This is a genomic window from Okeania sp. SIO2B3 (assembly GCF_010672525.1).
Taxonomy (GTDB): Bacteria; Cyanobacteriota; Cyanobacteriia; order Cyanobacteriales; family Microcoleaceae; genus Okeania.
Genome location: NZ_JAAHGH010000025.1, coordinates 48,244 through 62,360 on the forward strand (window position 1 = coordinate 48,244; position 14,117 = coordinate 62,360).

Consider the following 14,117-nt stretch of genomic DNA (forward strand, 5'->3'; position numbering starts at 1 on the left):
ACCTAACATAATCGCTTTACTTACACAGTTTAACATCTAACTTTTTTAGTAAGCTATCGACCTTTGTCAGAGCAGATGACGGCCACTTGCTCAAGGTACTAAATAATATCATTGTCCACGCTCCTGACCAATTTGATTTGCTGTTCAGAGTGAGGCAAATCTATTATATTTGTACGAAACATTTTTTCTATTAACTACATTATCACCTTAACTTAGATTAATTCATTAATTAAATTGATTTTATGATTTTTTTAACTATAACAGGCTAATATTTTCCGATTTAATATTCTAAAATGTTACTTAGGGGTCTAAATTAACAATGATCTAAATCACTTTTGTAGTTTTTTCTGATTACTCAATTACAAGTATTTAAACATTGTTAAGCTTTTCTAAGTTGATGAGAATGAATTAACCGTAATCAGGTTTGACATAAAGGTGATGATTATAACCTATGTGATAAAATTTGTATATACTTAGTTTGTTAATATTAATAATAACAGGACTTACGCAGAGACTCTACTTATGACTAGGGCGAATACCATTCGCCCCTACAAATGGTGCTTTAAAAGTCAATTTGCGTAAGTCATGAATAATTTTGGTAACGGTACTGCAATAGAATCTTTCTAGAGGCGGTGTAATTAATTAAATATGTGAAGCTTTCAAGTTAATCATTGAGAAAATTATGACTAACCTTAAACATAACAATCATTATTTATACCTAGAAAATCAATGGTCAAACGCTAGCCCCCCGAAAACACTGATTGCTATAGACCGCCGGGTTAAAGATTATGACCACTTGCTCAAGGGAGTAAACCAGCAAGCAACAGTAATTCTGGTAGATCCGGATATTGATGGTATTGAGCAAATTACTCAAGCAATATCCGATCGTCCAACCCACAGTCTTCATATAGTTTGTCATGGTAATCCTGGAACCTTATTTTTAGGGAAAACTCCGATAAATCAAGACAATATATTGAGTTATCGTCAATCCCTCAAAAAATGGGGAGTAAGTGAGATTCTTCTCTATGCTTGTGATGTTGCAGCAGATCCATCTAGTCAATTTCTCTCACTCCTCCAACAATTAACCCATGCTAATATTGCAGCTTCTCAATATCCCATCGGTAATGCGGCCAAAGGTGGAACATGGGACTTAGAAACTAAAATTGGAAATTTTGTGCCTAGATCGGCTTTTTCTCCTCAAGCTCTCAAACAATATACTGGGATTTTACATGGTTTTTACTTAGACCAGTTTGGCACTTTTGGGAATGATTATTTAATCGGGACAGAAAGTCCAGATGACATATTAGCTCTAGATGGAGATGATACTCTTGAAGGCTTGGGAAACACCGACCTACTTTCAGGAAATGCTGGTAATGATTTAATCTATGGCAATGAAGGAAATGATATTGCCTATGGTGGTCCTGATGATGATGCTGTATTTGGCTTTGATGGTGATGACATCCTTTCTGGCGATCCAGGTAACGATATAGTAAGTGGAAATGCTGGTAATGATACCCTGGTTGGAGGGGTGGGGAATGATAATATATACGGTGGTTTAGGAGAAGACATTCTGTTTGCGGGGAGTTTAGATGATTATGCAGAGGAGAAAACTATATCCCTCACACCCCCCACAGGAGTTACAGAAACGACGGCAACTGGAGCCTTGACATTTGTTGGTTTTACCACATCAGCTAATCAGTTAGATATTGAAGGAACATTTAGTAATTTAAGCAGTCCCCTACTTACACTGGGAGAAGTTGATCGAGATGGAAACCTTCCCAGTGCCATCCGTTTAGACTGGGGACGTTCGGAGTTAGCAGATTCTGTTGTTCGTAATCTCACAGTTGTTGATAATGGTGATGGTTCTGGAAGCTTTAGTGGCTCGTTAGTTTTAACAAATGCGGAAATTCCTGCCTATTTAGCAGGTGATTACCGTATTAATATTCATACTGTTAATAATCCAAATGGAGAACTACGGGGTCAACTTAGTCCAAATGAAGGTATTCGCTCTTTTCAAGCTCAATTGGATGGAAGTCAAAATGGTGTTCCTTCCCTTGCTACTGGAGAGGCATTCCTTACCCTGAATGAGACTCAAACAGCAGTAGGTTATTCGATCGATCTTGAAGGTCTGAATTTAGTGGCAGATCCGGCACAGCGGACTGAAGCTCAAGATGTAACAAAAATACATCTTCATCAAGGTGATATTGGTGCTTCTGGGCCTCATCGTTTGAATATTTTTGGTCTTCCGAGCGAGGACGATGCAGATTTAATTGTTGATTATGAACAGGAAATTCTTACAGGAATATGGGATGACACAGATGCTTCTTTGTCAGAGCAAAGTAATCCCATGAGTACAAAATTTGTTTCAACCAGCACTGAAGAATTACTCAGAAATGGTTTATATATTCAAGTTCATACTAATGCTTTTCCAGATGGTGAAATTAGGGGACAAGTATTAGCAACTAATAATAATTTACTTGGTGGTGATGGGGACGATGTTTTAGTAGGTAGTTATGGTAATGATTTTCTAGATGGGGGACTGGGTAACGATACTTTAGCAGGACTCAATGGTAATGACAACTATCTCTTAACTCAGGGTGCTGGTGTAGATTTAATTTTCTTTGAAGATGGTTTTGATTTATTGGCTTTATCAGGTGGATTAACTTTTGAGAACCTAAACATTTTGCCAGGTACAAGTGAAGATTTAACTTCTGTATTAAGCCAAAATAATACATTAATTCAAGTTGCTGCAACAGGAGAATTATTGGCTTCTTTATCGATGGTTTCACCTACTTTAATCAATGCTGATGATTTTGTGGTAATTAATTAATAGATATCTCCAATAATCAAAAATCAAATCAATCCCATACGCATAAATCATCAATTATTTCCCCTCCTGGGAGGGGTTAGGGGTGGGTTCCCTACTCCCTACTCCCTACTCCCTACTCCCTCTTTTCCGGAGAGGTCTAATAGTTAAATTTGATATAGCAATTCTCAAGAAGTTTGAGGTACAAAATTGTTTGCTTTAGGGAGTAGGGACGTTGCATACAACATCCCTACAGATTAGTATAGCAATGTGCGCTGGCATATTTACACATTATTTTTTGTACACCTTTTCGCTTACTGCACTTTGAACTGGAAATTGTAAGTACCTGAGTGCTCATTGCTATAATTTGGGACACAGGGAATAGTGGTGCGACCCCGCGTCGGCGACAGACGCACCTGGTAGCGCACTCCTGTGAGAAAAACAATTTACCTCAGTAACTTAAGAAATGCTATAATTTAATATTCTAGAATAACAATACAAATACTTAAAGGAAATACACTGGAATTCAATACTGTTGGTTTAATACCAAACCTGCTTTAATAAGAAGATATTAACAAAATTCAAAACCCTTGCCCGATCAAGATTTGGACACTTAGATAAGTACTCTATAATAACCAGACATGATATAACACCAGGACAAGTGGGAAATTTAGATGACTTAATCTTAAATAGTGGTCAATTGTATGCTCCTTTTGTCACAACATTTAGTATTGATGGAGGTGTTACTAATTTTGCTTATGCAGAAGCTAACCCAGACCGCTCGACTCGAATCATTTCTTTAGGAACTAATTAGGGCTTGCTGATTAAATCTAAAAGCATTGACATATAAAGACAAGTGCCTTTTTTTAGCCTTTAAAAAGTACCTGGTTTTCAGCTCTTCACGCTCAAAAATTTAGTATTTTAGGCGCATAGTTGGGCAGAAAAATCATTCTTACAAAACTTAGCTCCTACTTCCTCGCTCATTCCCATTTCTCCTGTCTCCTACCTACTACCCTAGCAAAAAGACTTTCCATACGCAAACCCTAATTATTTTGGCATTGAAGATGGGGCAATTGGTTTAGCTAATAATGATTTTAATGATGTGATATTCCATCTCAATATGACCTTTGCCAATGTACCTTTTCCCATTCTATAAAACTATGATTAATAGTGTTAATATAGCCAAAAAAAATCCTGATCGATTAACCCTTGAAAAAGGCAGAAGGCAGCTATGCTGTTTGTGTAGCATGACTTAGGAAAGACAGAAGGAAAAATTACTTATGGATAGTCTTCAAAACGTCACTTCGCGTCTACAAATCCCAAACAATTTTCAGTACCGTGTAAGTAGGTAGGCACGAAAAAAACTAAGTATTTCAACAATGAATAATGAATAATGAATAATGAATAATTACCTCTTCTTTTCAAGGAGAGGATTGACTAATAATGAAAATTTTTCTTCTCTTGGTCGATTGGATATGGCGAGGAGACCTCGCCATCCCATCCTAACGGACTGCTCCGCAAACGACCGCTTATTATCCCCTTAAAAGGGGAGGCTTTAAACCACAATTTTTCGGTAAAAAAAAGTAAGGTAGCTCTGAAGCCTCTTCCCTTCTTCCTTCTGCTCTCTGCATCCTGCCTTGATCTAACTATAAATTTTAACGCCTACCTACTTAGACGTTGGAATATTAAACCCACCACAGATAAAGATAATTTTCAATTTTATCCGTAGTAATACTCGAAAAGAGAATTTTTGTCAGTAAATATTTCTAATCTCTGAAACTATCTCAGAAAAAAATTTGTAAAAAATCCATCTAATATCCCTACAAAGATTGCTGAAAAGCCTCAAAATCAATATTTCTTGAAATGTCTAAATAAATCTATTGACTTTGACAAAATGTCTTACTATAATAAAGGGATGGATAGCTATATAATTATTCATATTTTTCACTAAAATTCACAATTAAAATATCAATGGAACTAGTAGCAAGTCAAACTTCTTTGCCTGCATACGAACAGGCTCCATTCTATTCATTTCCTGAAGGTCTTCAACTACCAGAACAGAATTTTGTTGACTCACAATGGACTTCTTTTCCCGCAGGTGAAGCGAATCAGTTCCAAATTGTCACAACTCCAGAAGATGCCATTGTAACAAAACCAATAATTGAAGCAGACGGAGAAATAGGAACTCTTACAGAAACTAATTTAATACCAACTAATGTTGAAGCTTTCGAGCAAGTTCTCCAAGGTGATGTTCCCTTCGACCGCGATCGCGTTCAAATTATCAATACAATCTCCACAGAAGACCACCCAATTACCCCCTACACTTATTCTCCAGCTACTGTTCCCTTTGATACCGGTCCTACTCCTCACGTTCACTGGTTTGATGCCGAGTGGTTTTATGTAATTGAAGGGCAATTAGACCTGTGGTTTGGTGACCCAGGAGCTTACGCACCCGGAGAAATTCCTGGAGTCAATGTACCAACAGAAGACACTTATAATTATGTTCGTCTCAATGAGGGTCAAATTGTTTATACTCCAGCCGGAACCCTACACTCATTCCGAAATCCTAACCAGGAGCGGGCAACAATGGCTAGTATCTGGTTTAGACAAGAGAACCCAGCAAACCCCGACTTTCCTGTTCCCGAAGGTGGAATTGAACAATTTTTTACCCACCCTCAAATTGGCATCCAGTTAGATAACCCAGATGCTTCGGAAGCTTTTGTTACAGGTTTGACGGACGAAGAAACTCTGGCTAGGATTGACAATTGGGCAACTTTATTTCCTGAATATAGCGTTGTTATCAGTTCAGGATTTGGTGAATATCTATCGGAAGATGGAAATGGAAATGGAAATAATCCAGAAGATCCTAATCCTAATGGAAGTGTGGTATTTGAATATGACCCTGCATTGCTAGATGGTCAAACCGAACTGCTTGATTCCCTGTGGTTGAATACTCCTTATGTTCGTCCAAATAACCCAGTGGAGAATACAATTGTAGGAGACCAAGGTGATAATGAATTGGTAGGAAGTTCAGTCAATGATAGTGTTTTAGGTCTTCCAGGAAATGACATTATTAATGGGTTAGAAGGAGATGACAACGTCTTTGGAGGTAAGGGCGATGACTTTATAATTGACGATCGCGGTGGGAATGATAATCTTTATGGAGACCAAGGTAACGATTCTATTTTTGGTGGTTTAGGTGAAGACTTCATTAATGGGGACACTGGTGATGACGATCTATTTGGAGAAGATGGTAATGATACGATTTTGGGTGGTGATGGTGCAGATATAATTGATGGTGGCTCAGGTGACGATTTAATTAGTGGTGGTGGTAGGGATGACATCATCAATGGCCAAGCAGGAAATGATACTATTCGTGGTGGTGGAGGTCGCGATCGCTTTATCCTGGGAGCTGGTTTTGGGACAGATGAAATTTCTGACTTTGAAGATGGTTTAGATGTATTTGAGCTAATTAATTTAACTGTTAATGATTTAACGGTTACTTCTGTAAATGAAGTGACTCAAATTCAGGTTACAAGTACGGGTGAAGTTTTAACTACTTTATTAGATGTTTCGCCTGATGTAATTGGAATTGAAGATTTTATTTAATATAAGGTAAGTAAGAGGGAAGAAGGAAGAAGGAAGAAGGCTGAAAAGCCTGAAAAAACTTAAATTTCTTGTAAATATTTACTTTTTGGTTTACATAAACTATATCTGCTCCTATGATATTATCATTAATATCATAGGAACGGTTTTACTCCGCAACATTTCTCGTAGCATGAACTAGGAAAAAGCATTCTCATAAACCAACATACATAAGTTTTGTTGGGTTTCCGGGGTTCCTCAACCCAACCTACACAAATCCCAATTTTTTATTACAAGTATTTATATTGTCTAATTAGGTAATCAAAAAAGAGTATCATTGGTTTAGACAATACCTAATAGTTCAAAATTTAAGGATTTCAACATGAATCAAGCAAATGAAGACAAAAAAATTACACTTGTTTTAGCTGGAAAATACAAAATTAAACCGGAAAAACGAGAACGATTTTTAGAACTCGCAAAACCTGGTTTTGAAGAAACTCATAAAGAAGCTGGAAATATTAGTTATACTTTGTATGAAGAGTTTGATAATCCTAATACCTTTTTATATTTTGAAGAATGGGTAGACCGAGAAGCTCTTAATTCCCATCTTAAGCAACCTTACATTTCACCTTTAATTGAAGAAATATCGGAACTTTTAGCTGAAGATGCAGAAGTGAGAGTTTATGATATTGATAAATTGAGCTTCGGACTTTAATACTTATATCAAATCACATTAATTAACAATGTAGATTCAAGCCCCCTAAATTCCCCAATTTTGGGGGACTTTTACCAGCTAATGGATTCTTGTTCCCCCCAGAATTGGGGGGCTAGGGGGGCAAAATTCAGTATCAAAAAAATTTTCAGATATCCTCTAAGAGCGATCGCTACAGAAAATAACAGTTAAGAAAATAAATAGCATCTTTAAATGCAGAAATATATTATTTTATCAATTTTTTTATTCATATTCTTTTTTGCTGTTGCACCTCCCGCAGCAGCATCTTTTTGTCGTAACTATAACGGCAATAAAATTTGTATTCTCAGTATTAAACGCAGTGCTAAAAACTATTGGGAATACCGAGCAGAAGTTAGTATTAATGGTAATAGAAAACCATTGGAAATTTATAATTGTCGCACTAAAAATAAAATACAAAAAAATGGTAAGATTATCAAATTTCAACCTAATGGTGCGGGTAAATTAATTTGTAATGTTCTGAATAAATAGTCATTTGAAGAAGGAAGTAAGGAAGAAGAAAAGTGGGAATACACTTGTCGTGCTGTTTCAGTTAACTACCTGCTACTAGCTGCTATATAATTGAAGTAGTATATGAAAAAACTCTTCAGCCACAAATACACTCAACATATGTAGCCGGAATAGACTTAGGGATTGACAGTAAGGTAGCTCTATCTACAAACAAGCCTGGTGTTAAGCCTATGCTTGTTAACGGGAAGCCACTAAAAAGTGTTAATCAGCTTTACAACAAGCGTAAAGCCAAGTACCAAAGTCATCTTAAAGGGAACAGAAAAAGCAGCCGTAAGATAGAAGCATTGAGTTATCATCGAAACCGTTTTGTAGAGAATTATCTGCATAACACCAGCAAATTAGTTGTCAATTATTTAGTAACTAATAATATTGGTACTGTAGTCATAGGAAAAAATGATAACTGGAAACAAAGTGCAAATATCGGCAAAAAAAACAACCAAAATTTCACCCAGATACCACATGATAAGTTAGTCAAGCAAATTACTTATAAATGTCAGCTAGCAGGGATTAAGGTAATTGAAACAGAAGAAAGTTACACCAGTAAAACATCTGCTATTGACTTAGAAAAGCCAATATGCTATTGAATTCTATGTAGGCAAGCGAGTCAAACGTGGTTTATTCAGGAGTGGAACTGGTATAGTCATTAATGCCGATGTTAATGGCAGTCTTCAAATAATTAGAAAGAAATTCCCAGAGGCATTTACTGCCGTTTGCGTAGCATTCCGTAGGATGGGAATAGTGAGCTGCGCCGAGAGCGCCAGTATTGGTTAATCCAATATCAAGATAAAAGCTGTCACGATTTTCTACAGTTTTATTCGTACGGTTGATAGCTATAAAATTTCTCTCTGAAATTCATACTGATTAAGAATCCGTATCCGCATTTTTGACAATATCCATGCCTAAAATGCAATCCTTCGCTGCTACAGTTGGCAGATAAATTCTTTCTCCTCGCCATCGACTGTGCTTTTCATCAGCAGCTAAATGCTCCGGCATTTCCTCGTGTACAGTAATTAGAGAGCAAAATCTAAAAGTTGTTAGTGTAGTAAAACGTTTTAAAGGACAAAATTATCCTGCGATCGCCGGCAACTTCACTGTCAATAAAAAACCTATGATTTTTTACCTTATTACAAGCTTGGTATGAAGAACTAAATTTAAGTTCTTGATCAAGAATAATTGTATTTACTAACATAAACATAACCTAAAAAAAGAATGATGAGAAATTACCAAAAAGCAATTCAAGCATGGAAAGATGAAATTGGCAGTAGTAAAGTCGAAAGTTCTAGAGAAGTAACAAAAAAGTATACTCAAAACATTACAGAATATGAAACTGAACCATTAGTAGCTATATTAAAACCTGAGAACAGAAGTGAGCTTGAAAAAATTGTAGCAGTTGCTAACCAATACCATGTACCTATTTATGTAGTAAGTACCGGAAAAAACTGGGGTCTTGGCTCAAAAATACCGATCACAAAAGGATGTGCTTTAGTAATCCTTAGTTTCATGAATCATATAAGAGAAGTCAATGAAAAATACCGATATGCAATTATTGAACCAGGAGTTACGCAAAAAAAATTATCTGATTATTTATTGAAGAATACAAATTTAATGTTACCTTCTACAGGTTCAGCCGAAAATACTAGCATTGTAGGAAATCTCTTAGACAGAGGTAGTGTTTTTTTTGCTCATCGTTATGAATTTCTGACAGGATTAGAAGTATTATTGGGTAATGGAAAAATAGTAAGAACAGGATTCTGGCATTATTTTGATGTTGATGAAACAAAAAAACCGATATTCTTCCATCCACCGGGAGTAGGACCAGATATCAACGGGATGTTTACACAATCGAATCTAGGAATTGTCACTGCTATGGTAGTACGTCTAAAACCTCGGATACCAACTACTATCGTTTATGGGGAATTCAAAGAAAAAAGCCTTGTAGAATTTATAAATACGTTTATCCAACTTAAAGAAATTAAATTAATAAATAATTGGCTGATGATTACTAATAAAAATGATCCGAGAACCACTGTTGCTAATCAGTTTAATTATACAGGTGATTGGTCAGCTATATTTAACTTTTATGGGACAGAAGAAATCAAAAGTTTGTGTACGGAAAAAGTTAAAACTAAAATTGGTAATTTGTGTGATCATTTGATTTTTTTGAATAGTGAAGCGGAAGAATCTTTGTCTCATAGATATCATTCAATATTACAAATGTTAGGGAATGGAATTCCTTCTAATTATAGTATAGAGACAATGGGAGAAATGAACAAATTTGAATTTCAAAATTCAGAATATGAGATTGATTTTTATAAGAAAATTCCTGGTTTTATAGCTGTAACCCCAGCAATTCCTTTTGAATCTATGGTAATTAAAAAGGTGATATATTTAGTGAATCAAGTTTCTCAAGAATTTAATGTAACACCTTTTCATAATTTTGTAAGTATAGGAGAAATGGCTCTTGAAGGGCTATTTAGAGTCTACTTTGATCGTGAAAAACAGCAAGAAATAACAAATGCACATCAATGGGCGAAACACTTAAATAGAGAATTGGAAAAAATAGGAATTTATCCTTATCGCATGAGTATTAAAGAAATGAATCACTTTAGCGATCGCCACAATGATCCTTATTGGGAAACGATTGGTGGTATTAAAAAACTACTGGATCCTAATAATATTATTTCTCCTGGGAACTATTGTGTCGAAAATATTTAGTAATCCGTTCTTAGAAACCTACGATAATCTATAAAAATCTATGATTATCGGTTGGCAATAAGAGAGCCACCACCCCCCCCTTCAGCACAAACATATTTACCGTTATGGGCAATTAATGAAATCAAAAAGTTTGACATAATTCAATCCTTCAAAGAATAATTACTAAGACATAATAGCAATGTATGACTTTTTAGTGAATATAAAAATTCTTTCCCCCCTTTCAAAGGCAGGGCTGTTTCAAAGTATTGTAGATTAACGATTTAGAGAGAACGGAAGATAAAGGAATAGTGGAATAGTTAAATTTGCCAAAATTTGCCGATGTTGAGCGCAAATAAGCGCCTTTAAGCTCTGAGAGAATATTTGGTTCAACGTCGCTTAAAAACCTCTATCCCCGTGTCTCCGTGTCCCCGCATCCCCGTGTCTATCGAGAATGAAACAGCCCTCCCTTTCAAAGGGCAGGGCTAATTCTTTGTCATAGCGAGAATATTGACAACCCTATATTTTTTTGAGTTCCCCCTCTTCCTCCTCTTCCCCCTCTTCCCCCTCTTCCCCCTCTTCCTTTTTTCTCTGGTGACAATAAATAGACCCTGCCCTTTCAAAGGGGGGCAAGGAGGGATGCCTTCTTCCTTCTACTACACCACAAAATTAACCAATTTTCCAGGCACCACAATTACCTTTTTAATATCCTTACCTTCCAAATGACGCTGCGCGACTTCTGACTCTCGCGCTAACTTTTCCAAAGTCGCCTTATCTGCTTGCGCTGACACCTGAATAGTTCCCCTAGTTTTACCCTTAATCTGAATTACCAAGGTAATTTCATCTACAACCAAAGCATCTGGGTCAAACTTAGGCCAAGGGTGGGTATGCACAGAACCAAAATTACCAGCAATTTGCCACAATTCCTCAATAATATGAGGTGCAAACGGCGCCAACAACAACAACAAAGTTTCCAAACCTTCCGCATAAATAGGCGAATCTTTACAACTAGCATCAGCAAGAGCGTTACTCAATTTCATCATCTCAGAAACGGCAGTATTAAACTGATAATCTCCATCTAAATCTTCTGTTACTTCCTTAATAGCAATATGCACCGCCCTGCGTACATCTTTCTCTGCTTTTGTTAACTCTTTAGCAAGCCTAGTTTCTATCCAACTCAACCCTTTCTGTAAATCATTCTTAGTCTCTTGTTGAGTTTCTGGGTGATTAAACTTTGCTTCTATTGCTGCTTTCACATCAGCAGCAGCATAAACTTTCACCACATTTTTAAGTTTAAAAGCAGCAAGATTTTTCGTGATTTCAGTAATCAAATATCGCGACCAACCCAACTGTTTCAAGTCTGCTTGAGTAACACCGCTATTTTTTACTTTCAACTCACTTAAACTATGATTTGCAGCAAATTCAGTTATCAATAACCACACCCGGTTGAGGAAACGAAACTGTCCTTGCACATCAGCATCATCCCACTCTAAATCTTTTTCCGGTGGCGCTTTAAACAAGATAAACATCCGCGCTGTATCAGCTCCATATTTTGACATCACATCTAAAGGATCGACACCGTTATATTTAGATTTAGACATCTTCTCAAAAAAGACTTCCAACTCATCTCCAGTTTTCGGGTCTTTGGGGTCTTCCGGGTTGACTTCAGCAGAGGGAATATATTTACCCGTAACTGGATTTTTGTAGGTGATACCTTGCACCATTCCTTGAGTTAACAACCTTTGGAAGGGTTCGTCAAAATTGCATAGACCTCTGTCGCGCAATACTTTAGTAAAAAATCTGGAATACAACAAATGCAAAATTGCGTGTTCGATACCACCCACATATTGGTCTACAGGCAACCAGTCATTTACCACTTCTGAGTCAAATACCTGTTGTTCGTTGGTTGCATCTGGATAACGCAAATAATACCAAGACGAATCAATAAAAGTATCCATGGTATCCGTTTCCCGTTTTGCGGGAGTGCCACAACTCGGACAAGGAACATTCACCCAATCTTCCAATTTTGCCAACGGTGACGGACCGCGACCAGAAAATTCTACACTGTCTGGCAATTTCACAGGTAAATCTTCATCTGGTACAGGTACAGCCCCACATTTCGGACAGTGAATAATAGGTATTGGCGCTCCCCAATAACGTTGTCTCGAAATTAACCAATCTCGCAAACGATATTGTACGCGACCTTCCCCATAACCTTCCTCTTCTGCAAGTTCAATAATTGCTTTTTTAGCGACAGTAGATTTTTCACCATTAAACGGACCGGAATTCACCATGGTGCCAACATCGGTATAAGCATCTGTAAGTTCCCAGTCATCATTATCGGAGTCATCTGGCACAATGACATTTGTAATTGGTAGATCGTATTGTTTGGCAAACTGGAAGTCTCGTACATCGTGAGCGGGTACTCCCATAACTGCACCTGTACCATATTCATAGAGTACATAGTCGGCGATCCAGATGGGAATTTCTTGGTTGTTGAATGGGTTGATAGCTTTGCCACCTGTGGGAACGCCACGTTTTGGTTTGTCTTCAGCGGTGCGTTCTAGTTCACTTTCGGCACCTACTTCTTGAATGAAAGTTTCGACGGTAGTTTGTTGTTCTGGGGTTGTTACCTGTGCTGTTAAAGGATGTTCGGGAGCTAAGACAACGTAGCTAACGCCGTAGACTGTATCGGGTCTGGTGGTAAAGACACCAATTTTTTTATCCATCCCCACTATGGGAAATTCGAGGTAAGCACCAACGGATTTACCTATCCAGTTGGCCTGCATAGTTTTAACTCTTTCTGGCCAACCAGGCAATTTGTCCAAGTCATTGAGGAGTTGTTCGGCATAGTCGGTAATTTTGAAGAACCACTGACGCAACAATTTACGTTCGACTTTTGCCCCGGAACGCCAGGAACGACCTTCGCCATCTACTTGTTCGTTGGCAAGTACGGTTTGGTCGATGGGGTCCCAGTTAACGGCGGATTCTTTTTGATAAGCGAGACCTGCTTGGAAAAATTGGAGGAATATCCATTGGGTCCAACGGTAGTATTCGGGGGAGCAGGTAGCGACTTCTTTTTCCCAGTCGATGGAGAAACCCAAACGTTGGAGTTGTTCTTTCATTTGGGCAATATTTTGGTAGGTCCATTTGCTGGGTGGAATGCCACGGTCAATGGCTGCGTTTTCTGCTGGTAGTCCAAATGCGTCCCAACCCATGGGGTGCAGGACACGATAACCTTGCATCCGTTTGAGTCGGGCAATGACATCGGTGATTGTGTAGTTACGAACATGACCCATATGTAAGTTCCCGGATGGGTAGGGGAACATGGATAGAGCGTAGAATTTTTGTTTATTCTTGTCTGTAGGGGTTTTATTTTGGTTTTGTTCGGTCCAGATTTTTTGCCACTTTTGTTCAATGGATACAGGGTTATATTTGGAGTCCACAGTTTTTCTCCGTATTATTTTCGATAGTCTTGTTTTCTTGATTATTTTTGCATATAGCAGAAGGCAGAAGGAAGAGGGAAGAAGGAAGAAGGAAAAACCTTGCTTTGTCTGAGTTTTAAGCTTTTTATATGCCGTAACAGTAATGACGACTGCTATATTCCCCGACTTTGAGGATTTATGGTTACATTATACTACTAAGTGTAATATATAAAGTTCGGAAAGGTTATAATTTTTTTTGGTTGTGGGAATATTATTGGCAACTTCTACACTGCATAACTTTGGGAGAAATAGAAATATTAGTAGTCGGAGCGATCGAGAATAGGATGTA

Annotated in this window: 9 protein-coding genes; 7 read left to right on the forward strand and 2 right to left on the reverse strand. The window is 37.5% G+C overall.

Going from position 1 to position 14,117, the window contains the following annotated elements:
* Nucleotides 1-682 precede the first annotated feature (682 nt).
* From F6K15_RS18530 to F6K15_RS18555, 6 genes are all read left to right on the forward strand, one after another.
* The gene (locus F6K15_RS18530) at nt 683-2,830 is read left to right on the forward strand and encodes a DUF4347 domain-containing protein (RefSeq protein ID WP_293063088.1); all 2,148 of its coding nucleotides are present in this window, start codon (nt 683-685) and stop codon (nt 2,828-2,830) included.
* Between the two features lie 637 nt (nt 2,831-3,467).
* Nucleotides 3,468-3,620, forward strand: a complete 153-nt coding sequence (locus F6K15_RS18535; protein WP_293063089.1) for a hypothetical protein — start codon at nt 3,468-3,470, stop codon at nt 3,618-3,620.
* 1,157 nt (nt 3,621-4,777) lie between these two features.
* Entirely contained in the window at nt 4,778-6,415 is a 1,638-nt protein-coding gene (locus F6K15_RS18540) for a cupin domain-containing protein (protein ID WP_293063090.1), read from the forward strand.
* Nucleotides 6,416-6,773: 358 nt separating this feature from the next.
* The gene (locus F6K15_RS18545; RefSeq protein ID WP_293063091.1) at nt 6,774-7,106 is read left to right on the forward strand and encodes a putative quinol monooxygenase; all 333 of its coding nucleotides are present in this window, start codon (nt 6,774-6,776) and stop codon (nt 7,104-7,106) included.
* A gap of 210 nt (nt 7,107-7,316) precedes the next feature.
* Complete coding sequence (locus tag F6K15_RS18550; RefSeq protein ID WP_293063092.1) at nt 7,317-7,613, forward strand: hypothetical protein; 297 nt, start codon at nt 7,317-7,319, stop codon at nt 7,611-7,613.
* Nucleotides 7,614-7,738: 125 nt separating this feature from the next.
* Entirely contained in the window at nt 7,739-8,236 is a 498-nt protein-coding gene (locus tag F6K15_RS18555) for a transposase (protein ID WP_293063120.1), read from the forward strand.
* A 277-nt stretch (nt 8,237-8,513) separates the two neighbouring features.
* Here F6K15_RS18555 and F6K15_RS18560 read toward each other — a convergent pair whose 3' ends face one another.
* On the reverse strand, nt 8,514-8,645 hold the full coding sequence (locus tag F6K15_RS18560; RefSeq protein WP_293063093.1) for a hypothetical protein: 132 nt from the start codon (nt 8,643-8,645) through the stop codon (nt 8,514-8,516).
* A gap of 216 nt (nt 8,646-8,861) precedes the next feature.
* Here F6K15_RS18560 and F6K15_RS18565 point away from each other — a divergent pair, with 216 nt between their 5' ends.
* Nucleotides 8,862-10,367, forward strand: a complete 1,506-nt coding sequence (locus F6K15_RS18565; protein WP_293063094.1) for an FAD-binding oxidoreductase — start codon at nt 8,862-8,864, stop codon at nt 10,365-10,367.
* Nucleotides 10,368-10,999: 632 nt separating this feature from the next.
* Here the strand turns inward: F6K15_RS18565 and leuS are convergent.
* Entirely contained in the window at nt 11,000-13,789 is a 2,790-nt protein-coding gene (leuS, locus tag F6K15_RS18570; RefSeq protein WP_293063096.1) for a leucine--tRNA ligase, read from the reverse strand.
* Nucleotides 13,790-14,117 lie beyond the last annotated feature (328 nt).